20 protein-coding genes are annotated in these 24376 nt (G+C 72.3%); 3 read left to right on the forward strand and 17 right to left on the reverse strand.

Annotated elements, in window-relative coordinates:
• Positions 1–124 precede the first annotated feature (124 nt).
• The 9 genes from SPRI_RS17925 to SPRI_RS38505 form a co-directional block, all read right to left on the reverse strand.
• Positions 125–1072 (reverse strand): transketolase family protein, encoded by a 948-nt coding sequence (locus SPRI_RS17925; protein ID WP_053557091.1) that lies wholly within the window; start codon positions 1070–1072, stop codon positions 125–127.
• A complete protein-coding gene (locus SPRI_RS17930) occupies positions 1069–1884 on the reverse strand; it encodes a thiamine pyrophosphate-dependent enzyme (protein ID WP_050791517.1) in 816 nt (271 codons plus the stop codon). Before SPRI_RS17930 ends, SPRI_RS17925 begins: the two co-directional genes overlap by 4 nt.
• Positions 1884–3734, reverse strand: a complete 1851-nt coding sequence (locus SPRI_RS17935) for a M20/M25/M40 family metallo-hydrolase (RefSeq protein ID WP_005314610.1) — start codon at positions 3732–3734, stop codon at positions 1884–1886. The genes SPRI_RS17930 and SPRI_RS17935 overlap by 1 nt, the downstream gene beginning before the upstream one ends.
• Entirely contained in the window at positions 3731–4792 is a 1062-nt protein-coding gene (gene argC / locus SPRI_RS17940; protein ID WP_005314611.1) for an N-acetyl-gamma-glutamyl-phosphate reductase, read from the reverse strand. Before argC ends, SPRI_RS17935 begins: the two co-directional genes overlap by 4 nt.
• A complete protein-coding gene (locus tag SPRI_RS17945) occupies positions 4785–6104 on the reverse strand; it encodes a DegT/DnrJ/EryC1/StrS aminotransferase family protein (protein WP_005314612.1) in 1320 nt (439 codons plus the stop codon). The genes argC and SPRI_RS17945 overlap by 8 nt, the downstream gene beginning before the upstream one ends.
• Positions 6104–6748, reverse strand: coding sequence for a PLP-dependent aminotransferase family protein (locus tag SPRI_RS17950; RefSeq protein ID WP_005314613.1), 645 nt, complete (start codon positions 6746–6748; stop codon positions 6104–6106). The genes SPRI_RS17945 and SPRI_RS17950 overlap by 1 nt, the downstream gene beginning before the upstream one ends.
• A 14-nt stretch (positions 6749–6762) precedes the next feature.
• Entirely contained in the window at positions 6763–7632 is an 870-nt protein-coding gene (locus SPRI_RS17955) for a RimK family alpha-L-glutamate ligase (protein ID WP_005314615.1), read from the reverse strand.
• Positions 7629–7817, reverse strand: a complete 189-nt coding sequence (locus SPRI_RS17960) for a hypothetical protein (RefSeq protein WP_005314617.1) — start codon at positions 7815–7817, stop codon at positions 7629–7631. The genes SPRI_RS17955 and SPRI_RS17960 overlap by 4 nt, the downstream gene beginning before the upstream one ends.
• Positions 7818–7991: 174 nt before the next feature.
• Entirely contained in the window at positions 7992–8144 is a 153-nt protein-coding gene (locus SPRI_RS38505; RefSeq protein ID WP_158685172.1) for a hypothetical protein, read from the reverse strand.
• Between the two features lie 140 nt (positions 8145–8284).
• Between SPRI_RS38505 and SPRI_RS17965 the strand changes: the two genes are divergently transcribed.
• Entirely contained in the window at positions 8285–9316 is a 1032-nt protein-coding gene (locus SPRI_RS17965) for a helix-turn-helix transcriptional regulator (RefSeq protein ID WP_005314619.1), read from the forward strand.
• Between the two features lie 147 nt (positions 9317–9463).
• Here the strand turns inward: SPRI_RS17965 and SPRI_RS17970 are convergent, their stop codons facing one another.
• The 7 genes from SPRI_RS17970 to SPRI_RS18000 all read right to left on the reverse strand — a co-directional run bounded on the left by SPRI_RS17970 (position 9464) and on the right by SPRI_RS18000 (position 20279).
• Positions 9464–10999 (reverse strand): alanine/glycine:cation symporter family protein, encoded by a 1536-nt coding sequence (locus SPRI_RS17970; RefSeq protein WP_005314620.1) that lies wholly within the window; start codon positions 10997–10999, stop codon positions 9464–9466.
• A 600-nt stretch (positions 11000–11599) separates the two neighbouring features.
• Positions 11600–12208: a pentapeptide repeat-containing protein gene (locus tag SPRI_RS17975; protein WP_005314622.1), complete on the reverse strand. Its 609-nt coding sequence runs from the start codon at positions 12206–12208 to the stop codon at positions 11600–11602.
• Between the two features lie 27 nt (positions 12209–12235).
• Positions 12236–16942 (reverse strand): putative T7SS-secreted protein, encoded by a 4707-nt coding sequence (locus SPRI_RS17980; RefSeq protein ID WP_078951263.1) that lies wholly within the window; start codon positions 16940–16942, stop codon positions 12236–12238.
• Between the two features lie 3 nt (positions 16943–16945).
• Positions 16946–17599, reverse strand: coding sequence for a hypothetical protein (locus SPRI_RS17985; protein ID WP_037776503.1), 654 nt, complete (start codon positions 17597–17599; stop codon positions 16946–16948).
• Positions 17596–18018: an SseB family protein gene (locus SPRI_RS17990; protein WP_037774148.1), complete on the reverse strand. Its 423-nt coding sequence runs from the start codon at positions 18016–18018 to the stop codon at positions 17596–17598. Before SPRI_RS17990 ends, SPRI_RS17985 begins: the two co-directional genes overlap by 4 nt.
• A 134-nt stretch (positions 18019–18152) precedes the next feature.
• Positions 18153–19502 (reverse strand): SGNH/GDSL hydrolase family protein, encoded by a 1350-nt coding sequence (locus tag SPRI_RS17995; RefSeq protein WP_053557092.1) that lies wholly within the window; start codon positions 19500–19502, stop codon positions 18153–18155.
• 33 nt (positions 19503–19535) lie between these two features.
• Positions 19536–20279 (reverse strand): polysaccharide deacetylase family protein, encoded by a 744-nt coding sequence (locus SPRI_RS18000; protein WP_078951264.1) that lies wholly within the window; start codon positions 20277–20279, stop codon positions 19536–19538.
• A gap of 499 nt (positions 20280–20778) precedes the next feature.
• Between SPRI_RS18000 and SPRI_RS18005 the strand changes: the two genes are divergently transcribed.
• Positions 20779–21738, forward strand: coding sequence for an alpha/beta hydrolase (locus SPRI_RS18005; protein ID WP_005314634.1), 960 nt, complete (start codon positions 20779–20781; stop codon positions 21736–21738).
• Between the two features lie 21 nt (positions 21739–21759).
• Here the strand turns inward: SPRI_RS18005 and SPRI_RS18010 are convergent, their stop codons facing one another.
• On the reverse strand, positions 21760–23007 hold the full coding sequence (locus SPRI_RS18010) for a PucR family transcriptional regulator (RefSeq protein ID WP_053557093.1): 1248 nt from the start codon (positions 23005–23007) through the stop codon (positions 21760–21762).
• 27 nt (positions 23008–23034) lie between these two features.
• On the opposite strand from SPRI_RS18010, the gene SPRI_RS18015 reads away from it, so the two are divergent.
• Entirely contained in the window at positions 23035–24363 is a 1329-nt protein-coding gene (locus SPRI_RS18015; RefSeq protein WP_053557094.1) for an extracellular catalytic domain type 1 short-chain-length polyhydroxyalkanoate depolymerase, read from the forward strand.
• Positions 24364–24376 lie beyond the last annotated feature (13 nt).

Below are 24376 nucleotides of genomic sequence, written 5' to 3' on the forward strand. Positions count from 1 at the left end.
GCGTACTCCTGAAGTCTCGTGGTCAATGCGCAGGGCGTTCGTACGTGGTGCGTGTCGTGCGTGGTGCGTGGTGCGTGTCGTGCATGGTCGGGTACGGGCGGCTCCCGGCGCCCGGGGCGGCGGCTCAGCCGGCGGCGGCCCCCGCGAAGGCCGCCGGCGCCCCGGAGGACGCCCTGTCCACGGCCGCGAGCACCGCGGGCAGGTCGAGGCCGAGTGAGGCCATGACCTCCTCGTGGTCGCCGCCCTGGAAGGGCCAGCTCTGGTCCGCGCTCACCGACGTGACCTCGCAGCGAGGCATCAGCAGCGCGAGCCCCTCGGCGACCCCGCCCTGACCCCGGTGCTCCTCGACGACGACGAACCGGGTGTGGTGGCGGGCAAGTTCGGCCGCGGCCGCGCTCAGGTGCGCGTGGTCGAGGCGGAGCAGGTGCGCGTGTGCGGTGCCGGGCGCCGCCCGCCGGGCCTCCATGGCCAGACGGGTGCCCTCCTCCCCCACCGACACCAGGCAGACCGCCTCGGGTCCGGCGCGGAACTCCCAGTTGACGAGGGGCGGTTGCTCTCCCGGCCAGTCGATCGAGTCGTACGCGGCGTTGCGTCCGGTCCGGATGTAGTGCGGGGTGCCGGAGCGCACCGCGGCCCGGACCACCGCGCGCATCTCGGCCTCGCCGTACGGGGCCGCGATGGTCACGCCGGGGACGCTGCGCAGGATCGCCAGGTCCTCCAGGCAGTGGTGGGTGGTGCCGAACCACGCTCCGGAGACACCCGCGTAGGGCGCCATGACGGTGACCCCGGCGGAGAGGTAACCGAGGGTCAGCTTCAGGCTCTCCGCCGCCCGCAGGGCCGCGAACGGCGCGAAGGTGCTGGCGAACGGCTTGTAGCCGCCCGCGGCGAGGCCCGCCGCCATGTCGACCATGGCGCCTTCCGCGATGCCGAGGTTGAAGAACCGTTCGGGATGGGCGGCCTGGAAGGGGTGGCCCTTGCCTCCCAGGTCCGCCTCCAGGCACACGATGGACCCGTCGTCGGCGGCGAGCCTGGTGAGCTCGTCCCGGTAGGCGTCCCGGCCGGAGAGAGTCATCGGACGGCTCGCTTCCACTTGGCGGCGCGCGCGGCGTCGATGGTCACGTAATGGGAGGCGGCCTTGCCCTCGACGGCGGGTACGCCCTTCCCCTTGACGGTTTCGGCGACGACGGCCAGCGGCCGGCGGGCCGTCGAACGGTCCCCGGCGAACAGGTCCGTGAGAGCCGCCAGGTCGTGCCCGTCGGTCTCCGCCACCTCGAACCCGAAGGCGGCGAACCGCTCGGCGAGGCGGGGCAGCGGCGAGATGTCGGCCACCGGCCCGTCGTTCTGTCCCCCGTTGCGGTCCACGACGAGCACGAAGTTGCCCAGCTCCTGGGCGGCGGCGACCTGGCAGGTCTCCCAGACCAGGCCCTCCTGGAGCTCGCCGTCACCCGCGACGGCGATACCGAGCCCCGGCCTGCCCGCGATCCGGCGGGCCAGCGCCCACCCGGCCGCGTACGGCACCCCGTGGCCGAGGCTCCCGGTGGGGAAGCGGACGCCGGGCACCTTGGGGCCGGGGTGGCCGGTGTAGGGCCCGCCCGCCTGCCCGTAGAGCGGGGCCGGGTTCTCCGGCAGGACGCCGCTGACGTGCAGGGCGGCGTAGAGGCCGGCGGCCGCGTGGCCCTTGCTCAGCACGACCTCGGTGCCGTCGCCTGCCGAGACCCGGTGCAGCGCCGCGATCAGGATGTCGAGCACGGACAGGCTGCCGCCGAGGTGGCAGCCGCGCGGGCTCGCGGCCATGTCGACGACCAGCCGCCTGGCCTCCACCGCGCGTGCGGCGAGGGTGGCAAGGACCGGCACCGTCCGTGGCGCGTCGAGTACGGCGGTCATCAGCGGCTCCCTTCGGGCAGGGCGAACCATCGGTTGACGGCGTCGGCGAGCAGCGAGCGGGCGGTCCGGTACTCCATGCCGCCGATGCGCTCCTCGTCGGTGTGGTCGAGGGAGGAGTCGCCGGGCCCGTACGCCACCATCGGCACGTCGTGCCAGGTGGTGGCCAGCGTGTTCATGTCGGAGGTCCCCTTCTTCACCACGAAGCGGGGCCTGATCCCGGCATCGGCGAAGGCCCGGGTGAAGACCTTGACCAGCGGGCCGGAACGACCGCCGGCGTAGCCGGGGGTGGCGCGCAGCACCTCGATCCCGACGCCTTCGCGGACATGGCCGAGCGCGGCGGCACGCAGCGCTTCGAGGTCGGCCGAGGGCGGCACCCGGAAGTTGAGGATCCCGGTGGCGCGGTGCTGTTCCCGCCCGGTCGCGCAGCTGATGTCGATGACCGCGCTCAGGGCGTCGGGCGCCTGCTCGAGGACCGAGGCACGGATCTCGGCGAGGGCCGCGGTCAGGTGGTCCGGGGCGGACACCGCGTCCATGCCGGCCGAGTGCCCGCTGGGTACGGACGCGGTCACCTGGAGCTTGAACAGCCCGTAGTAGCCGAGGGTCAGGGTCCGCGCGCCGCTGGGCTCACCGATGACGACGGCGTCGGCCGGATAGTGGTCGCGGACGTGGAAGGCGCCCTTGGACGAGGAGATCTCCTCCTCGACCGCGCCGATCGCGCACAGCTGGCCGTCCTCCGGGATGTCCGCGTGCGCGAGCACCTCCAGGAAGGTCGCCAGGCTGCCCTTGGCGTCGACGCTGCCGCGGCCCCACAGCTCGTCCTCGCGCCACTCGGCGGGCCAGTGGTGCGGCACCGTGTCGAGGTGGCCGAGGAGCAGCAGCCGCCGGGGGCCGTCGCCGCGGGTCGCGACCAGGTTCCCCGCCTCGTCGATCCTGGCCCGCATGCCGCGCTCCTGGCACCACTCGGCCAGGAAGGAGGCGAGCTCCGCCTCGTCGCCGGAGACCGACGGCACGGAGACGAGCCGGGTGAGCAGGCTGAGGTCGGCGGCGGGTTCCCTGGTGCGCCAGAAGCGGGTCCAGCCCGCCGGCTCGGTCATGGTGTGCGGACCGGTGACGGCCACGTCCGCGCTGCCCTCCAGGGCGATCTCGGCGGCGCGGACCTTCTGGCGCATCCTGCCGCCCGCGTACTGCGCGCCGTCGCCCGGATAGGCGTTGCACAGCGTGGAGCGGGGGTCGTCGGGGTCGGTCAGCAGTCCGGGCGTGCCGGTGACCAGCCGCAGGTGGTCGGCGTGCAGGGCGTTGGAGAGGACCGCGGCGAGAACGTCGGCGTCGACGTTCAGCGGCGGCTCGCCGGCCCGGCCCGCCACCGGCGGCGACAGGCAGACCACGTCGTACGCGTCGAGCAGGGCGTTCAGCCGTACGGTGTCGACGTCGGCGGGCACACCGGCGCGGTGGTCGCGGACCACGAGGGGGCGGCCTTCGGCGGAGAGCGCCTTCAACGGCCGGTTGGCCCGGCCGGTCACCAGGCCGCCGCGGGCGGCCACGGCGGTGAACACGCTCAGCCCGAGCGTCCGCAGGGCCTGCTCGACGGCGGGCAGGGTGACCCGCTCGTAGGCGTCGACCAGGTGCGCCATCTCCTCGGGCGGGCAGTAGCGGACCGAGTCGCCGTTCGCCAGCCGCAGTTGCGGAATCGGTCGGCCGATCGCCGCGTAGTGCCGTTCGATGCCGGTGGCGCCGCCGGTGACCAGGAGCACCCGGGCACCGCGGGCCACGATGTCGGCGATCTCCTTGTGGATGGTCTCGCGGTCGAGCGTCGCGCTGCCGACCTTGATCACGTAGAGGGGCCGGGTCATGGCGACACCGCCGTGGTGGGCAGTCCGGCCGTCTCGTCGAAGCCGAAGATCAGGTTCATGGCCTGGACGGCCTGGCCGGCAGCGCCCTTGATCAGGTTGTCGAGGGCGGCCACGGCGACGCACTGGCCGTCGCGGACCGCGATCGCGACCTCGGCGACGTTGGAGCCGACGACGGCCTTGAGCATGGGGAAGTCCTGCGGCACCTTGGGCGCCGGGCGGACCCGCACGAACGGCTTGCCGACGTACGCCTTGGCGTAGGCGCGCTTGACGTCCAGCGCCGAGACACCGGGCCGCAGTTCGGTGTACGCGGTGACCATGATGCCGCGGGCCACGTCGAGGCTGTGGGTGGCGAACCGCAGGTCCATGGCGGCGCCGGTGTAGTCGGCGATGGCCTGCTGGACCTCCGGCGCGTGCCGGTGCCCGTACAGCTTGTGGACCCGGAAGTTGCCGCTGCGCTCCGCGGGCGGCTCGTTGCCGCCGCGGCCGCCGCCCGTGGAGCCGGTCTTGGCGTCGACGACCACACGGTCGGCCACGAGCGACCGGGCGAACAGCGGGAACAGGGCGTAGACGCTGGTGACGGCCATGCAGCCGGGCAGGCTGATGAACCGGCTCTCCGGGACGCCGTCGCTCAACTCCGGTATGTAGTAGGCGAAGTCCTCCGAGGGCGGGTTCGCCGCGGTCCTCGGATAGTGCGTCAGGATCTCCGCGCCGTCCCGCAGGCGGAAGTCGCCGCCCAGGTTCACGACCCGCTTGGCGTGCTCGGCGATCAGCGGCAGTTGCTCCGGCAGAGCGCCGGTGGGCAGGCAGCCGAAGGCGATGTCGACGGTCCCGCTGTCCGCCAGCTGCGCCAGGGGACGGAACTTGAGGCCGGCCGCCTTGGGATGGTTGCGCAGCCAGGGGTGGACGCTGCCGATGGTGGCGCCCGCGCTGCGCTCCGCGGAGAGGAAGGCGAGCTCGACGTGCGGGTGCTCCAGCAGGAGCCGGATCATCTCGCCGCCGGTGTAACCGCTGGCGCCGATGACGGCGACGCGGATCGTCTCGTGAGAGGTCTCAGCCAAGACGGGCCGCCTTCTCGTACGGGCGGCGGTGGTCGCCCTCTTCGACGAGCTTCCTGATGGCGTCCGGGCGCCGGGCGACCTTCCGGAAGGCGTCGGCGTAGCGCAGGATGCGCTCGTACTCGACGGGGGAGCGCAGCTCACGGCAGAGGACCAGGGTGCTGTCCAGCATCCCCAGGGTGACCGGGAAGTCCTCCGGCCGGTGGTCGCGCACGGCTCCCGGGTTGAGGGAGAACGGGTAGCCGCCCCCGAAGCCGTCCCGGTGCCGGAAGGGCAGGTGGCACGGGATCGGGGTGTTCTGCCACTCACGGGCGGGGACGCCCTCGGCGACGAGCAGTTCGTGCACCGCTTCCTTGACCGCGTGCACCGGGAGGTCGCCCAGGCCAACGGCGTCCGGGTGCAGGGTCATCCGGTACATGTTGTAGGCGTGCACGTGCCCGTCCGGTACGTGCGGCGGGGTGAACAGGCCGGTCTCGCTCAGGGCCTCGCCGATCAGTGCGGCGTTACGGGCCCGGATCTCGTCGTAGTAGGGCAGGCGTGCCAGCTGGCTGGTGCCGAAGGCCGCGGCCACCCACGACATGCCGTAGTCGATGCCGTGCCGTTCGAGATAGGCGACGGCCCGGTCGTACGCCTCCTCCGTGGCGAAGAAGGCGATGCCGCCCTCGCCGCCGAGCGGGAAGTTCTTGTCGGCCATCAGGCTCTGGCCCGCGGCGTCGCCGAAGGAGCCGGCCAGCCGGTCGCCGATCTTCGCGGAGTGGGCGTGGGAGGCGTCCTCGACGAGCGCGATGCCGTGGCTGTCGGCCAGGGCGCGCAGCGCGGGAACGTCCGCGGGCAGACCGTGGACATGCACCGGCATGAGCGCGCGGGTCCGGTCCGTGATCGCGGCTGCGGCGGCCTGCGGGTCCATGCAGTACGTGACCGGGTCGATGTCGACGAACACCGGGATCGCGTGGGCGGCGACGACGGCCTGGGCGGTGGCGATGAAGGTGAACGCCGGGACGATGACCTCGTCGCCCGGCTGCACACCGGCGCCGACCAGGGCCATGTGCAGGCTGGAGGTGCCGCTCGCGGTGGGCAGGGCGTACCGGGCGCCGACGTAGGAGCGGTAGGCCTCCGCGAAGCCGGTGACGACCTTCTCGGGCGTCTGCCGCTGGGCGAGCATCAGGTTGAAGACGTCTTCCTTGGTGATGACCGGGAAGAGCGTGCGGCGCATGGCCTTGGGGATCATCGCCCCGCCGCCGAGTGCGGCGAGTTCGGCCTCGAGGTCCGCGGCGTCGGGGAGCGGCAGCGGTGCCGCCGGGAAGTCAGTGATCATCAGCGTGCTCCGGAAGTGGCGGCGGGACGCGCCGCTCGGGTCAGGGCCATCCGTGCGCAGGCGGCCACGAGGGGGCTCAGCCGGTAGTTGAACTGGACGCCGGGCACCAGCGAGGCGTCGGCCTCCTCCTGCGTCCACATCGTGCGCAGGTCGTAGGCGCCGAAGATCTTCAGCCGCTCGGCGCGGGCCCAGAGCCCGGCGTCGTCGGTCAGCACGGCCGCCGCCGGCCCGAAGCCGAGTCCGGTCAGGTCCACGACCAGCGCGGGGGCACTCGCTCCGGCGGCCAGTTCGGCGAGCCGGTCGGCGTTGGTCGCGTCCAGTGCCACATGGTCGTAGGCGATGGGGCGCGGGCCGTCCTCTGTTCCGGCCCGCTCCACGGTGACGCCGAGCCAGTTCAGGAACGCCTCGGTGGCCGCGTCCGGCTCGGGCAGCGACACGGTGTCGCCGTGGCCGATGCCCTGGCCGGCGAGGGCCGCGTGGACGGCACCCGTACGGCTGTTGAGGAGGACCGCCTTCGCGCGGCCGGTCTGCTTGGTCAGCAGCCTTTCCAGACCGGGCAGTTCCCGGTCGCTCTTCTCGATGCTCATGACCACGCCCGAGGTGAGGACGCGGGTGAGCACCGTCGCTGTGTCGAACAGTTCCATGGGTCGTCTCCGTGTCACGCGGCAACGGCCGCCAGCTGCTCCGCGACGTAGGCGGCGAGGTGGCCGGCCACGTTGACGCCGTGCTGGGCGGAGGAGCGGGCGAATTCGGGGTTGGCATTCACTTCGAGCACGAGCAGCTCACCGGTGGTCCGGTCCTCGACCAGGTCCACTCCGTAGAAACCGGGGCCGAGGATGTCGACGACGTTGCCGCAGAGCTTCTCGATCTCCGCGGTGACCTCGATCCGCCGGACCTCCGCCCCGAGGTGGGTGTTGGTGCGCCAGTCGGTCGAGACGCGCTGGATCGCCACCACGGGGGTGCGTCCGACGACCACCACGCGCAGGTCGTGACCGGGCTTGTCGATGTACTCCTGCACGACGACGGGGAAGAGCTTCCCCGCGGCGTCGGCGGACTCGCGGCCGCCGGCCCAGGCCTCCACACACTCCGCGTTGGCCATCTTGGTGACGCCGCGCCCCCAGGACCCGCTCACGGGCTTCACCACGGCGGGCAGGCCCAGTTCGGCGACGCTCGCGTGCACCTGCTCGTAGCTGAAGGCGTGCCGGGTGACGGGGTGCGGGACGCCGTGGCGCTCGAAGAGCAGCGCCTGGAGCCCCTTGTCGTTGCAGGTCTCGATGGTCGAAGAGCGGTTGAGGGTGGTGGCTCCGGCGTGCTCGAGCCGGCGGGAGACGCTGATCGCCTCGCGGTGGGAGAGGTTCCTGATGAGGACGAGACCGGGCGGGCCCGTGCGGCCCGCCACGACCTCGGCCAGATCCTTCACGAGCAACGGCCTTGCCGTCAGACCCTCGTCACGCAGTGCGCCGAGAAGGAGCTTCTCGTCCGGGCGCAGCATCGTGACCGAGAGCAGGACCTGGTCGGCGGATGTCACTCGCCCCAGTCCTCTTCCACCTCGGGGGCGAGGTCCAGCCGCGCGCCGGCGGCGGACTTCTCGACGACCTCGTGCTCCTGGCCACAGGCCGCGCACTCGGTGATCTCGCCCTTTTCCCAGGCTTCCTGAACCTCGAATTCCGTGTCGCACACGAGGCATTTCGGAGCCGCAATGGCGGTGGTCATTATTCGATACTCCTTTTTCTGATCGTCATGCTGATACGGCCGGCGGCATGGCGGTCCCGCGGAGCGGGGGTCCGTGGTCGCGGCCCTGCTCCGCCGCACGGCGGTACGGGTGATGAAGGCGGGTGAAGGTGTCCGGTAAAGGCGTGCCTGGTGGGGCAGGTGTGCCTGGTGGGATCAGACCCAGCCCGGGTCCTGCGGACCCGAGGTTCCGCTTCCGGCGACCGCGGCCCGGTCGGCGTCGGCCGGCGCGACGGAGAAGGCGATCAACGCGGCGGCGGCGATCATGCACGCCGCGACGTATTTGCGTGAGCGCGAGATGTACTTCATTCCGTGTCCCCCCTGGACGGTTTAGTGGTCAGCCGTTCGGTGCCGCTGTCCACATGAAGAGACTGCCCCGAGAAGGACATTGCCGGAAGGAGTGACAGGGGTCATGATCATGCAGTGCAGAAAGTCGAAGGGGGCGGCAGATGTGCAGCAAACGGGATATAGGCGACGACAACACACATGTGGAGATCTGTGGTGACGGAGTGGCGGTCTACCGGACCGCCCTCGTGGACGGCAGGGTGGCGCGGACCGCGACCCCCTCGTGCCTTCCCGCGCTCGGTCTGCTGGTACCGGCGGTCGACGATCCCGAGGCCATGGTGCCCGTACCGCCGGCCGTCGCGGAGACGACGCTGGTGCGTCCCCTGGAGCGGCGCGTCCGTGAGCAGCAGCAGACGGTGGCCGCTCTCCGCGCGTCCATGTCCCAGGTCGAGGGCGTCTACCGGAGCCTGCGGGAGGGGAGCCACGCCGTCCAGCGGCTCACGGGAGCGGCGATGATCGCCGCCGCGGTGGAGGCGGAGGCGCAGTCCGCCACACGGGAGACGCTCACCGCGCATCCCGGCGGCGGCCGTCCGGAAGAGGTCCTCGCCAAGTCCCTGTCGTACACGCTGGAGGCCAAGAAGCGGGGCGTACGGCAGCGCACGCTGTACCAGCACACGGTGCGCACGCACGGCCCGACGCTCGACTACATCAAGGCGGCCACCAGCGCCGGCGCCGAGGTGCGCACCGTCGACGAGGTCTTCGACCGGCTGCTGATCTGGGACCGCTCCGTCGCCTTCATCCCCGACATGGGCAAGGAGCATCACAACCACGCCCTGAGAGTCACCGACCCGGGCATCGTGCACTTCCTCGTCTCCGTCTTCGAACACGCCTGGGACCGGGCGGAACCGGTCGTCTACGAGCCCGACCAGCAGCGCCCCAAGATCCTCACCGACGAGACCCGCCGGCGCGTGCTGCGGCTGATGGTCGACGGTTACACCGACGCCGCCATCGCCGCCCGGCTCGGCATGAGCGTCCGTACCGTGGCGACCCATCTGAAGAAGGTGTCGGACGCGCTGGGCAGCAAGAGCCGGGCGCAGCTCGCGTATCTGACCGCCCAGAGCGGTCTGCTGGACGGATCCCCGGGCCCGGACTGCCGCTGCGGCGGCACGGACCAGCACGACTCCGTGCACGACTGATCACGTCGGACACGCGGTGGCGCGCCGCCGCAGAAAGCACGCCGGTGCGGGGAACGGCCAAGGGCCCGTACGCACCGGATGCTCGGTGTGTACGGGCCCTTGCCCGACCCGGTCCCGCGCGGGCGGGAGCGGTGCGGTGTCGCGCGGTCAGACCGTGGTCTTCGCCGACTCCGCCTCGTCGTCCTCCTCAGGGCTCTCTCCGGCCTTGCGGGCCCGGACGAACTCCAGGAACGAGTTGAGCTCCCGCTTGACGACGGGCGCCAGCAGGTAGAGGCCGATGATGTTGATGACGGCGAGCATGAACAGCACCGCGTCGGCCATGTCGATCAGCGTCTGCAGCGTCAGCAGCGAACCGGCCACGGCGAACAGGGTGTACAGGGCCTTGTAGATCGTCTCGCTGGCCTTGCTGCGGCCGAAGAGGTACGTCCACGCCTTGAGGCCGTAGTAGCCCCAGGTGAGCACGGTCGAGATGGCGAACAGCATGACCGCGATCGTGAGGATGTACGGGAACCACGGCATGACCGTGCCGAACGCGTCCGACGTGATGGTCACGCCGCCGATGGAGTTGTCGGTGCGGGCCTCGGCCCAGCTGGCGGGGTTGGCCACGACGATGGTCAGCGCGGTCATGGTGCAGATGACCACGGTGTCGATGAAGGGCTCGAGCAGGGCGACCAGGCCCTCGCTGGCAGGGTGCTTGGTCTTCACCGCGGAGTGGGCGATCGGCGCGGAACCGAGACCGGCCTCGTTGGAGAACGCGGCCCGCTTGAAGCCGACGATCAGCGCACCGAGCACACCACCCGCGACACCCTCGGGGTTGAAGGCGCCCTCGATGATCGTGCCGATGGCGGACGGCAGGGCGGAGACGTTGACCAGGATGACGACCAGGCAGGCCACGATGTAGATGCCGGCCATGGCGGGCACGAGGCGGCTGGTGACGGAGGCGATGGAGCGGATGCCGCCGAGCAGCACGATGCCGACGAGCGCGGCGATCAGGATGCCGAAGAACAGGGCGCCGGCCGAGGAGCCCACCATGCCGCTCTCGCCGCCGGTGACGGAGACGAGCTGGGCGTAGGACTGGTTGACCTGGAAGAGGTTTCCGCCGAAGAGGCCGAAGAAGAGGACCATGACGGAGGCGAGCACGGCGAGGATCTTGCCGAAGGTCTTGCCGTTCTTGCCGAAGCGATCGGCCAGACCCTTGGGCAGGTAGTGCATGGGCCCGCCCGAGACGGTGCCGTCGGCGTGCACCTCTCGGTACTTCACGCCCAGGGTGACCTCGACGAACTTGGTGGCCATGCCCAGCAGACCGCAGAGGATCATCCAGAAGGTGGCGCCGGGGCCGCCGATGGAGACGGCGACGGCGACACCGGCGATGTTGCCGAGTCCGACGGTGCCGGAGACAGCCGCGGTCAGCGCCTGGAAGTGGTTGACCTCACCGGCCGAACCCTTCTCGTCGTACTTCCCTCTGACCACGTCGATGGCGAGCCGGAACTTGCGGAGCTGGACGAAGCCGAACCATCCGGTGAAGACCAGACCGGCCACCACCAGCCAGGCGACGATGAGCGGCAGGTCGGTGCCGCCCACGGGGACGGCGTAGAAGACCACGTCCACCAGCCATGTGGCGATGGGCTCGAAGAATCCGCTGACGGCTTCGTCGACGGATTTGGTCATGGAGTCGAGTGACACGTTGGCTACCTCGATGGCGCAGGACCGGCGCGGAGGGGTGTGCGCCGGTCGATGTGCGGGCTTTGAGCGAACGCCGTTGTCCGATCGGCGACCCGGGGCGGGCGGTCCGCGGACTCGGACCGTGATCACCCTGGTCTTGCTGCCGGCCCGGAGCCGGCACTCCGCGCCGCGGCCGAGCGGGGCCGCCGACGGAGTTGCGCATGTCTACCACGCCCGTCACGGGATCATGAGTGACCTGGATCACATGACGGTAGGTAACCTGTAAAGCCGCAGGCATGGTGACGGGATCGTTATCCGGAAACGAAGAACCGTGTAACGGACACGTACAAAAGAGGAAGTGGCGCCGTCCGAGGACGGGGCAGCCGTCCCGTCGCACCGGACCGGTCAGGACCTGCGGGACTCCTACCACGCGATATGCCGGGGGGATACCCGGTCAGGTGGCACTGAAGAGGTGCGAAGACTGCCGGAACCCGGCAATGAAAGGCCATCCCGTCGGCTGGGAGCATGCGTTGCGACGTCCGGCCCGAACCGGTCACGGCCTGGCCGTACAAGTGAACGATGATCACACTGCGTGGCGGCGCCCGCCTCCACGCCGGTCGTTCAGGGCCGCAGGGATCCGCCGCGCACGCCCTCCAGCCGAGTGCCGCTCATGACCGCCCCGTCCGTCTTCGCCCCGACGAGCACGGCGGAGGACAGGTCCGCGTCCGTGAGGTCGGCGTCCGTGAGGTCGGCCGCCATCAGCCTGGCCCGGCGCAGCGACGCGCCGCGCAGCGTGGCGCGGACCAGACGGGCGCGCGCCAGCACCGCGTCGTCGGCCCGGACGTCACCGAGCTCGGCGCCGGTGAGGTCGCAGAGACCGGCGTTCACCCCGGTCAGCGTCGCGCCGGTGAGGACCGCGCCGCTCAGGTCCGCGCCGGTCAGTGACGCGTCGGAGAGGTCGCAGCCGCTCAGCGAGCATTCCCGCAGGTCCGCGTAGGCGAGGTAGACGCCCTTCAGGTCCTTGCCCGTGAGGTCGGTCCCGGCGAGCGGGATGCCCCCGAGGTCGTTGTCGGTGCCCCACGGCTGCGACCACTCACGCAGCAGGCCGCGCCAGTCGCCGCCGCCCACCAGCGCTTCCCGCAGAGCGGCGAGGACGTCGGCGTTCTCCGGCCGACTCCACCGGTCGCGCAGCTCGGTCTCGTGCCCGGTGTCGTCCGGTGGTGTGCTCATGGCCTGGCGCTCCCGGGGGCGGCTCGGTCACCGTTGGATCTGGTGGAGGAACCCCTTCACACGGTCCAGGTGGTAGACGGTCTCGTCGTGCTTCTTGAGGAGGACTTCCAGGCCCCGTTCGGTCATACCGTCAGGCAGCCGTTCCATCTCCTTCCACAGTATCCGACGGACGTTCTCCAGCCCTTGCTGTGCCTGCGTCAGGTCCTTGACGTGGTCGTACGGCGTTCCGTCGGGCCTGCGGGCCACGACCTCGCCCGCCGCCTCGCGCCGGGCCGCCGAGTAATGGTTGTGGTTCGGCTCCGAGTTGATACGGCCGATCGGGTCGGCCTTGATGTTCTCCAGCTTGTTGATGGCGTTCATCGCCTCGTCGCTCAGGCCCAGACCCCGGTAGGGCGAAAGGCCCATCGGGTCGGACCAGGTGAACGGGTTGTGGACGTAGGCGGCCGGGTTGGGTGCCGGGGACAGGCCGAGCGGGTCGGGTGTGAGGTAGCGGGCCGTCTCCGGGTCGTACTGCCGGAAGTAGTTCTGGTGGAGGCCGGTCTCCGGGTCGTAGTACTGGCCGGGGAAGCGCAGCGGGGTGTAGGCGGTGGCGGACCTGGTCCAGGTCGTGGTGCCCCAGAGCGTGGCGCGGGTGTGCCAGGCCACGTCGCCCGCTTCGTCGACGAGTTCGGTGGGCGTGCCGACGATGTCCGTGACGATGGCGAAGAAGCGTTCGTCGACCTCCTCCCGGGTCGCGTCCGCGCCGAGCATGCGCTCGGTCTGGGCGAGCGGCTGCGCACCGTGGTGGTCCCAGGTCAGCACGACGGGACGCGGCAGTCCGGGGGCGGTGGTGGTCTGTTCGCACAGCGTCGCGCCGTCCCAGGTGAACAGCACCTCCTCGACCACGCTCTCGCCGTCGTCGGCCAGGCGCTGTTTGGCGGTGCGGCGGCCCAGCGGGTCGTAGCGGTAGCGCCAGCGTGTCCCGTCGGGCGTGGTGACGGCCGTGAGGCGGTCCTCCGCGTCCCAGAAGTAGTGCCAGGTGTCGGCCTTGCGGGACAGCCGCGTCTTCCTGCGCAGGGTGATGCGGCCGGCGCCGTCGTGTTCGTAACGCACCGACCCGGCACGGGTGATGGTGGTGCCGGTGTAGTCGCGGGAACCGGTCGCCTCCCGGCCCGGGTGAGCGGCGGGCCAGGTGGCGGAGGTCTGGTTGCCGGCCGCGTCGTAGGCGTACGTCTCCGACCAGCCGGCGGCCGTCACCGCCGTGACCCGGCCGGCCGGGTCGAGGTCGAAGCGGAAGGAGCCGCGGAGGGTGTCGTCGAGGGCGGTGAGGTGACCGTCGGCGCGGTAGGTGTAGGCCCGGCGGTTGATCGTGCGGGCGCCGGTGGTGAGGTGCTGGCCGGCCAGGCGGCCGGTCTCGTCCCAGACCGATGCCAGGGCGAGGGAGTCGCCGAAGACGCGGCGCAGCTCGCGTCCCGCCGCGTCGTGGGTGAAGGAGACGCGGTGCGTGCCGCTGGTGAGGTGGGTGGGCCGGCCGGCGGCGTCGTAGCCGTAGGTGGTGACCCGGCCGGTGGGCGTGATGCGGCGGACGCGGCGCCCCACGGAGTCGTAGGAGTACGTGGTGGGGCGGCCGTCGACGAGTTCGGCCTTGAGGTCGCCCCGGCGGTCGTACTGCTGGATCAGTTCGCTGTCCGGGCCGGTGGCCCGGACCATCCGCCCGGCGCGGTCGTAGGCGTAGGTGGTGACCGCTCCCGCCGCGTCCTTCCTGACGACCCGGTCGAGCTGGTCGCGCTCGTAGGAGACCCGCTGGCCGAGAGGGTTCGTGCGGGCCGCGACCTGGCCGACGGCGTCGAGCGCGTAGCTGACGGTACGCCCGTCGAAGTCGGTCTCACGGACCATCCGGCCGGCCGCGTCGTAGCTGTACGACCAGGTCAGGCCGTGCGGGTCGGTGACCTTGGAGAGCCGCAGCGAGGCATCGTGCTCGAATTCGTGGCGCACGCCGTCGGGGCCTGTGCGGGCGGCCGGCAGGTCGAAGTGGGTGTACTCGAAGCGGGTCGTCCGCCCGGTCGCGTCGGTGTGGGTGGTGCAGTTCCCCTCCCCGTCGTACGTCCACGACTCGCTGCTGCCGTCCGGGCGGGTGCGCCGGGCCAGTTCGCCGTCGGCGGTCCACTCGAGGGTCGTCACCGCGCCGAGCGGGTCGGTGATGCGGACGAGCCGGCCGAAGGCGTCGCGTTCGCACCGCGTGGTGCCACCGAGCGGGTCGGTGACCTCCAGCGGCATACCGGCCGCGTCGCAGCGGAAGGTGGTGACGGCGCCGAGCGCGTCGGTGGAGGAGACGAGATGCCCGAGGGAGTCGTACGCGTACCGGGTGGTGCGGCCGGAGGGGTCCGTGACGGCGACGCGGTTGCCCCGCTCGTCGAACTCCTGGTGCCAGCACGTCCCGTCGGCCTCGGTGAACTCGACGGGGAGGCCCCGTTCGTCGCGGACGGTGCTGATCGTGGTGCCGTCGGGGCGCACGACGGCGCACAGCCTGCCCGCCTCGTCGTACGTGTAGGACGTGGTCCGGCCGAGGGCGTCGGTGCGGGTCAGCCGGTTCCCGCGCGCGTCATAGGTGAAGCGGGTGGTGTGGCCGAGCGGATCGGTGGTGGCCACGACCCGGCAGGCGCTGTCGATCACATGGCGGGTGGTTCGGCCGTCGGCGGTGGTCAGTTCGGTCACCCGGTGCCCGGTGGCCGGGTCGGGAAGTCCGTAGGACAGGGTGAGCTGTACGTGGCCGGCCTGGCCGCCCTCGCCGATCACGCGGTCCAGGTCGTCGTAGGCGTAGTCGTACCGGCTGCCGTTGGAGTCGATCCAGGCGATCACCCGCCGGCGTTCGTCGTACTCGAACGTGAGCGTGGCGCCGGAGGGTTTGGTGACGGCCGTGAGGTCGCCGTCCGTGTAGCCGTAGCCGGCGACCGGCTGCTCGGTGCCGTCGGGGAGCGCCAGGGACAGGCCGGTCACCCGGCCGTCCTCCGTGGCCACCGCGAGCCGGCTGCCCGCCGAGTGGACGAGCGCCAGCGGCGTGCCGTCGTCGGCGCGGTCGTAGGTGACGGTGTGGCCGTTGCGGTCGCTGATCCGCTCGAGCCAGGCGTCGCCGTCGTCACCCGGTTCGGCTCCGAAGGGGGCGGCGAAGTGGCGGGTCAGGCCGCTCTCCGGGTCGGTGACCGTGTAGTCGCCGCTCTCCTCGCGGGTGAGCAGCCGGCGCCCGGTACCGGTCTCCGGAAGGGTGGGGACCCCGGGCACGGGGTGGGGGTAGGTGAGCAGGAGGCCGTCGTCGGTGACGTGGACGACGCCCTTGGCGTCGATCTCCAGGCGTTCGTCGACGGTGGAGGACCAGGACGGTCCGAAGAAGCGCCCGACGGTGTAACCGGACTCGACGCGGCGGGTGAAGGCGAGCGGCAGCGTGCCCGGGACGACGGCGTCGGTCTGCGGCAGGAACATCCGGCCGGAGGCGAGGTCGACGGGGTCGGTCTCGTCGATCAGACGCTGCCCGTCGGGGCGGTTGTGGGTGCCGTTCGGGACGTCGTCGATCAGCCTGCGGGCACGGTTGGCGTCGCCGGCCAGGTCCGCCGCCTCCGCGGCGACCCGTACTCCCTTGACGCCGGCCCCGGCTCCGCCGGTGGCCGCGGTGAGCAGCAGGTCTGGGACGAGCCGGCCGAAGCCCTCCGCGGGGTCCTTCATGAAGTTGTCGAGCATCTGCTTGCCCGCGCCCCACGGGTCGTTGGCGACCAGCACCAGCCCGGAGGCCAGGTTGTTCAGGTTGGTGAGGTACTCGGCGGGGTGCGTGATGTTGTACGGGTCGGTGGGGTTGATGCCGCGTACGAAGGTGACGAGACCGGCCGTCCCCTTGACGATGCCCGCGCCGAAGTGGGTCTGCATCACCTGCAGTTCCTCCAGGCCGTCCATGGCCTGTTCGGCGTACGACGGCTTGGGGGGCGCCGCGTCCCTGGCCGCCTGCACGGCGGTGCGCGCGGTCTCCGCCGCCGCGTTCCGCTGCTTGCGGGCCTCGGCCAGGATCTCCTGGGCCTCCTCCATCTGCGCCTTGCCCGGATCGCTGAACGCACCCGGTTTCGGCGGCACGGAGGAAGGGTCCCGCTGGTCCTCCGGCTGGGCGTTGTAGCGGTCGGCCGCGCTGTTGTAGTCGTCGACCTTCTTGTTGTACGCCTCCAGCGCCTCCGACGACGCCTTCGTGCCGGCCTTCCACTTGTCGATGGCGGTCTGCGCCTGCCGCTGCGCCCACTCGACCGTCAGGCCGAAGCTCGCCAGCGCGTCGGCGGCCTTGCCGAAGGCGTCCGCGCCCTTGAACCACTTCGGCGGCTCGATCGACACCGTCTCACGGAACGCGTCCGCCGCCTCACCCTTGATCGCGGAGGAGTCCAGGCCCTTCAGCCCCTCGCCCACCAGGTCGAACGATTTCTGCAGGTCCCGCAGGTGCGACGCCGTCGTGCGCAGTTTGTCGGGGCTGCCGTAGATGAGCTTGGTCTTGTCCTCGGTCTGCCCGAGGTCCATCTCGTCGACCTCTGCGCCCATCCGGTTGGCCAGCGAACGGGACTGCTCGCGCACCCAGTCCGCGCCCGACTCCCAGCCCACGTCCTCGAGCCGGTCGGCGGTCCAGTCACCGGCGTCCTCGACGCGGTTGCCGAGCCACTCTGTGCCGTCCTCGACCGCGTCCTCGACGACGTCCGGCGTGATGTCGCTGACGAAATCCCCGATGCCCACGGCTCAGTTCCCCCCGGTACCCGGCTGCTGCTGCTGGGCGGCCCGCTCCTCGGGAGACGGACCGAACGTGTCGTCCACGGCCCGGTCGAACGCCTCCTGGTCCACGCCCAGCATCTCGTTCAGGATCTGCGACTGACGCCCGCCGTTGCCCTCCGTCAGCACCGCCCGGCCGGTGTCCTTCCAGGTCTGCGCTGCGTCCTCCCCGGCGCGCTGGAAGGATTCGGGGCTCCAGTCGGGGTTCAGGTGGTCCGGGGTGAGCACATCGCCCCAGCCCTGCTTGACGATGTCCTCCTCCGAGGCGTGCGGGTTGCCGACGGCGGCGTTCACCGCGATCTTGAACGTGCCCTCGATGTACTGCTCCTCCTCCCAGACCATGCCGGCGGCGAGCCCGAGCGTCGCGGCGATCGTGTTGGCGTCCTGTATCAACGCCCGCACGCCCCACTCCCAGCGCTCGCAGTAGTCCTCGAAGTCCACCGACAGGCCGTGGTGTCCGGCCTCCATCCCGGTCATCGCCAGGTCCGAGAATCCCTTGCCGAGGACGGCCCCGGTCCCGGTGCCCATCTCCCGCAGCTCGGCGATCGCCGACCGCAGGCCCTCGGTGATCCGCTGGACGCTCTCGGGGCTTACCTTCAGGTCCTCCGCGCCGTCGCCCATCAGGCGGCCCCTTCCTCGGCCGGCGCGTCGACGGCGACGGCGTCGGGCACGATGCCCCGGGCCGGCGGGAAGAGCATCGCCCCGTCCGGGTCGGCGACGTCGACCGCCACCCCGGCCGGCACGCCCATGGCCGGGATGATCTCGTCGAGCAGCCGTGCGCCGCGTACCTCCGCGAACTCCCAGGTGCGGCCGGTCTCCTGGCCGTCCCCCGTGTCCCTGGCACGCGCGAACCGGGCGAGGGACTCCTCGCCCGTGAAGGCGCAGATCCAGCGCACCCCGCCGAGCTGCGCGGTCCACAGGCCGCCCGCGTCGACAGGGACGAGGACCAGGGCCCGCCGCAATTCGCCCACCATGGCCATCGGATCGCCGGAGCCGTCCCGCCGCTCGGCGATCCGCTCCGCGAGTGCCGTGCCGTCGCCCATCCGAAGCTCCTTCCAGCCGCCAAGGGTCTTCCCGTCCGGTGTACGCAGGACACCACGCAGTCCTGAGGCCGGGCGGTTCCCCGGGAGCGTAGGACCGGGCCCCGGGGCGCGATCGCCCGGGGCCCGTCCCCCGGTCAGCGCAGGAGGTGGAGCGGTACCGCCGCGGCCATCGCCTCGGCCCCGGCGTCGCCCGGGTGCAGGTGGTCGCCGCTGTCGTAGCGGGCGAGGAGGCGTTGCGGGTCGGCCGGGTCACGCAGGGCCTTGTCGAAGTCGATGACCCCGTCGTACTCGCCGCTGGTGCGGATCCAGTGGTTGACGGCCTGGCGGGCGGCCTCGTTGCGGGGGCTGTAGAAGCCGAAGGTGTCGTTCTTGAACGGCAGGATGGTGCCTCCGTGGACCTTCAGGCCGCGTTCGTGCGCGCGGGCGATGATCTGGCGGTGACCGTCGATGATGTCCGCCGCGGACACCGTCTCCGACACGGGCGCGACCGTGCCCGGGTGTCCCAGGTCGTTCACCCCGAGCAGCACGATGACGTGCCGGGCACCGGGCTGCGCGGCGACGTCGCGGTCGAAACGCCGCAGCGCGCTCTGCCCGAAGTACGCCGCGAAGTTCTCCGCGTCGGACCCGGCGGGCGGGTTCGGGTCGTGGAGGAGACGGTTGCCGCTGATGCCCTGGTTGAGCACGCCGACGGTGTACGGCCCGGGAGCGGCGTCCAGGCGCCGGGCCAGGAAGTCGGGCCAGCGGTGGTTGGCGTTCACGTCGGTGTCGGAGCCGTCGGTGATGGAGTCGCCGAACGCGACGACGGCCGAGGAGCGCTCCGGCCGGCCGCTGCTCACACTCACACCGGTCAGGAAGTACCAGCGGTCCAGGGTGGCGGTGGCGACGATGTCGGTCCGCCCGGTGACGTTGCCGGCGGCGACGTGGTTGTGCTGGAAGGCGAACGCGTGGACGGTCGAGCCGGGGGTCCGCTCCGGCAGGTAGATGCTCACCACGAGATCGGAGCCGGCGGGCACCCGCATCGGGAGCGGGTCGCTGACCGCCGGCGCGCCGGCGGGGATCGTCACGGACGTCCGGCCGCCGAAGGTGAGCGGACGGTCGGTGCGCGGGTCGATACGGGTGGGCGGTCCGCTGCCGGCCGGGCGGGCGATCCGTGCCTCGCCGATCACCAGCGGCCGGTCACCGAACTCGTTGGACAGCCTGACGCGGACCCGGTCGCCGCCGATGCTGGTGCGGACGGTCTGCCGGATCGTCCGGTTCTCGAACTCGGTGGTGTCAGAGGCCGGCACCGCTGTGGGTGTGGTCGCCCAGGTGCCCGTCCAGGCCCCGCCGGCTCCGCGCCCGTCCGGCGCCGCCGGCGCACCGGCGGCGGCGGAGGGGGCCGGGGCCAAGGTCAGGAGCAGGGCTCCGGTGAGCAGGCCCACCAGGTGACGGCCGGCTCTTCGTACACGGCCCCGGTCGGGGGACCACTTCGGATGTGCGGTCATACGGGGCCTCCAGGAGCGTCGTTTGTGAGCGGGTCAGCCTCGGCGGGCGGGTTTGTCGAAACGCCAGCCGTCGGCCCTGAGCAGGGGAATGATCCGGTCGACGGCCGCCACGGTCCGGCTGCGGTCGCCGCCACCGTCGTGCAGCAGCACGACCGCCCCCGGCGTGACGCCTTCCTGGATCCGGCGGACCAACTCGTCGGTGCCCGGCGGTTCCCAGTCGCCGATCGCCAGCCGCCATCCCAGCGGCTGCATGCCGAGACCGGCCGCCACCTCCGGACTCTTGCCCCAACTGCCGTAGGGGGCGCGGAAGTACGGGATGCGCACGCCGGGCGCGGCCCGGCGGATCTCGGCATTGGTGCGTTCCAGGTCCGCGCGGATCTCCTCCGGCGACCGGCCGGCCAGGTCGTCGTGGTGCATGGAGTGGTTGCACAGGGTGTGGCCGCCGGCGACGATCTCGCGCACGAGTTCCGGATGTTCCCGGACGTGGTCGCCCCAGAGGCAGAACACCGCTTTGACGTGGTGCTTGCGCAGCACTTGGAGAAGGCGGGCGGTGTCGTCGGGGTCGGGGCCGTCGTCGAAGGTGAGGGCGACGGTCTTCCCGCCGTGCCGGGTGGAGTCCACGATCCCGGCGTCCGCCCGTGCGGCCTGGGCGGGCGCCGTCACCAGGGCGCCCAGGCACACTCCGCCCGCGAGCAGCAGGGGCGCGAGCCGGGGGCGGCGCGGGAGGCGCGTCCGCGGCGGGACGGAGCCCGGGGCGGTGTTCGGTGATGTGGTCACGGTGGTCCCTCTCTGGTGCCGGACGTCCGTACGCCGGGCGGTACCGGGTGTCGTACGCCGGGCGGTGCCGGGTGTCGTGCCGGGGCGGGTGTCAGGTTCCGTACGCCGGCGGTGCCCGCGGGTCGTCCCCTGCGTCGGGTGGTGCACACGGCAGGTCCGTGCGTCACATCGCGGTCCGTGGAAGAGCGCTGCGGTCCGGCGACCGGTGGCCCCGGTGGGCGAGAAGGTAGGGAGCCCGCCGAGTGGGCGTCAAGAGCGGCCCATTCCGCTGCGCCGCGCGCAAGTGCGCAGGTGGGAGGGGCTCTACAGGGCCGTGGAAGGCCGCCGACGACCCGAAGTGCGCCCGAAAAACGGACGGCTGTCGGTCCGGAGCACCCGTTGTCCCGACACACGTCTGATGACCTGGGAGAACGTGCGGGACACCGTCTCAGCACGAGGCCACGAAGCCACACAGCCACACTGCCGGCGCCGCGGCGTCACCGAGGACCGGAGGAGGGCCATGCTCTCGCGCCACCGTTTCGATCCCGAGCTCGCCGCCGCGCTGCCGATGATGCCCGAGGTCGACATCACCGACATCGGCCGCGCCCGCGCCGCCCAGGCCGAGCAACTGGCGGTGGCCGTCGCGGCGACGGACACGAAGGGGGTGGAGATCGACGAGGTCCTCGCCCCGGGCGTGGACGGCGCACCGGCCGTGAGACTGCGGACCTACCGGCCGCAGAAGTCCGGGGCCGGGCCGCTGCCCGCCGTCTACAGCATCCACGGCGGCGGTTTCGTCCTCGGCTCCCCGGACGTCGACCACGACTGGAACGTGCTGCTGTGCCGGGAGCTCGAGGCCCTGGTGGTCTCCGTCGACTACCGCCTCGCCCCCGAGCACCCGTTCCCCGCGCCGCTGGACGACTGCTACGCCGGCCTGTGCCGGCTGGCGGGGCACGCCGGCCGGCTCGGCGTCCGTCCCGACCGGATCGCCCTGTGGGGCGACAGCGCCGGGGCCGGGCTGGCCGCCGCGCTGACGCTGCTCGCCCGCGACCGCGGCGGGCCCGCGGTGTGCTTCCAGCATCTGTGCAGCCCCGCGCTGGACGACCGGCTGGAGACGGCGAGCGCCCGTATGTTCACCGACACGCCCGTGTGGAACCGGCGCAACGCCGTCCGGAGCTGGGAGGCGTATCTCGGGGACGGCGTGCGCGGGACCGCCGGGGTCTCCCCGTACGCGGCTCCCGCCCGCGCCGCGGTCCCGGCTCTTACCGGGCTGCCGCCCGCGTACGTCTCCGTGATGGAGTTCGATCCGCTGCGGGACGAGGGCGTCGCCTACGCCCGCGCCCTGGCGGCCGCGGCGGTGCCCACGGAGCTGCGGCTGATCCCGGGCACCTTCCACGGCGCGTGGGCCGTGGAGCACGCCGGTGTCATCCAGGGCGCGACCGCGGAGGCGGTCGCCGTGCTGCGACGCGCGCTCGGCCGGTGAGCTCGGTGAACCGGTGAGTGGCTATCCGCCGCCGAGGTCTTCACCGCCGTCCGCCAGCCGCAGGGCGTACAGCGCCAGTTGGGCACGGAACCGGTCCTGCGGGTCGCGCAGCCGCCATCCGAGTTCCTTCTCGACGTGGGTGAGGCGCGCGGCCACCGAGCTGTGGTGCAGGTGGAGTTCACCGGCGGCCTGCCGCAGCGAGCCCGTGCGGCAGAAGGCGGCCAGGGCCGCCAGGAGTTCGCCCCCGTGCCCGGCCCGCTCCCCCCGCTCGCCGCGCGCCAGTCTCCCCAGCCGCCGCACGTCCTCCTGGGCGCGCAGCCGCTCCACCGGGATGTCCGCCAGCAGCGCGACCGGGCCGAGTTCGTCGTGGTCGGCGACCGCATCCCGCGGGCTGCCCGCCGCGGCGAAGCGCAGCGCGGCACGCGCCTGTGACCAGGAAGTACGTGCCTCCAGCGGGTCGAAGGCGCCGCCGACGCCCACCCGGATCCCCTGCGCGGTCCCGTGGGCCGTGCCCCGCTCACGGACGCGTTCGCGCAGTGCCGCTCGCAGCTCGCAGGCCGTCGACGCCGGCCTGTCCGAGGAGTTGCCGCCGCCCGCGCCGTCGTCCGGGGAACCACCGCCCGCGGCGTCGCCCTTACGGCCCGGGCCTTCCGGGCGCTGCACCAGTACCGCCCCCAGCGAACCGGCCCGCGCCACCCTGACCGTGCCCCGCAGACCGCCGCGCCCGAGCAGCGCCACGGCCTCCATCCCCACGTCCGTCCCCGGCCGCCCGGCCACGGCGATCACGCGCAGCGGCGCCTCGGGCGACAGGCCCAGCAGACGGAGCGCCCTGACACGGTCCGGCGCGTCCTCCCGGCCGGAGAGCACCAGCTCCACCAGCGCCGGATCGGCCGCCTGGGGCACCCGCGACTGCCAGGGCCGGCCGGCCAGCACCCGGGCGGTGATGGCCATCCACTCCAGGACCAGTTCGTCGAACGGACCGGGCGCCCCTGCCCGTTCCAGCCAGACCCCGCCCGCGGGCTCCAGTTCCACCCGGCCGGAGACATGCCCGGGCGCGCCCGGGAGTGCGACGCCGTCCGGCCCGGACCGTGCGGAGCGGCCGTCGGGCAGCCGGAGTCCGGCCGGGCATCCGGCGAGTCCGGCGGTGGACCGGGCCAGGGACGCCGGATCGAGACCACCGCCGAGCAGCGCCTCGAAGTGCGCGATCACGCGTACGGCGGTGGCGGCGTCCGCGTCCAGCGCGGAAAGCCGCAGCAGCAGTCCCTTCACGGCAGGCAGTCTAGGAAGGACAGGTACATGACCAACAGATCCCCGCAGGTGCCGACCGCGGCGAGGCGGTCCGCGAGATCACTGTTCACAGTGCTTCTGGCCGCCGTCCTGCCCTTGCTGTCGGCGCTGCTCGTCGCCGTCGCGGCGCCCCCGGCGTCGGCCGCCTCACTGACGGAGGTGACGGCCTTCGGCAGCAACCCGAGCAATCTGCGGATGCATCTGTACGTGCCGGACAGCGTCCGCGAGCGGCCGGCCGTGCTGGTGGCCGTGCACAACTGCACCGGTTCCGGCCCGGCCTTCCACTCGGGCACCCAGTTCGCCTCACTGGCCGACCGGTACGGGTTCATCGTCGTCTACCCGTCGGCGACCAGGAGCGGCAACTGCTTCGACGTCTCCTCGCCCCAGGCGCTGCGGCGCGACGGGGGCAGCGACCCGGTGGGGATCAGGTCCATGGTCGCCCACGTCCAGCAGCGGTACGGCGCCGATCCGGGCCGGATCTTCGTGACCGGCGCCTCGTCCGGCGCCATGATGACCAACGTCCTGCTCGGCAACTACCCCGACGTCTTCGCGGCGGGCGCGGCCTTCATGGGCGTTCCGCACTCGTGCTTCGCCACCACCGACGGCTCCGGCTGGAACAGCGCCTGCGCGAACGGGACCGTCGACCGCACGCCGCAGGAGTGGGGCGCTCTCGTCCGTGCCGCGTACCCCGGTCACACCGGGCCGCGGCCCAGGATGCAGATCTGGCACGGCACCGAGGACAGCACCCTGCGCCATCCCAACCTCGTCGAGCAGATCGACCAGTGGACCGACGTCCACGGCGTGAGCCGGACGCCCGCGTACACCGACCGTCCGCAGCCCGACCGGACGCGCACCCGTTATGGCGCCACCGGCAGCCGGGCGCCCGTGGAGGCCATCAGCGTCCAGGGCGCCGGCCACACCCTGCCGACCAGTGGTATGGCGGCCGACGCGGTCGCGTTCTTCGGGCTGGACGACACCACCCCGCCGCCGGACCCCGGCCCCGGCCCCGGCCCCGGCCCGGGAGCGTGCCGGATCGGCTGGACCACCAGTGCGTGGAACACCGGGCTGACGGCGACCGTGACCATCACCAACACGGGTACCGCGCCGGTCAACGGCTGGGCGCTGGCCTTCACCCTGCCCGCCGGGCAGACCATCACCTCCGGCTGGGGGGCGGGATACAGCCCGGCCGGCGGCGCGGTGACCGCGAGGAACGTGGCGTACAACGGGACGCTCGCCGCCGGGGCGAGTACGCAGATCGGCTTCCAGGCGACCCACACCGGGAACACGGCGAGGCCGGCCTCCTTCACGCTGAACGGAGGTCCCTGCTCCACCGCTTGACGGCACCCCGTCC

This window comes from Streptomyces pristinaespiralis (genome assembly GCF_001278075.1).
Taxonomy (GTDB): Bacteria; Actinomycetota; Actinomycetes; order Streptomycetales; family Streptomycetaceae; genus Streptomyces; species Streptomyces pristinaespiralis.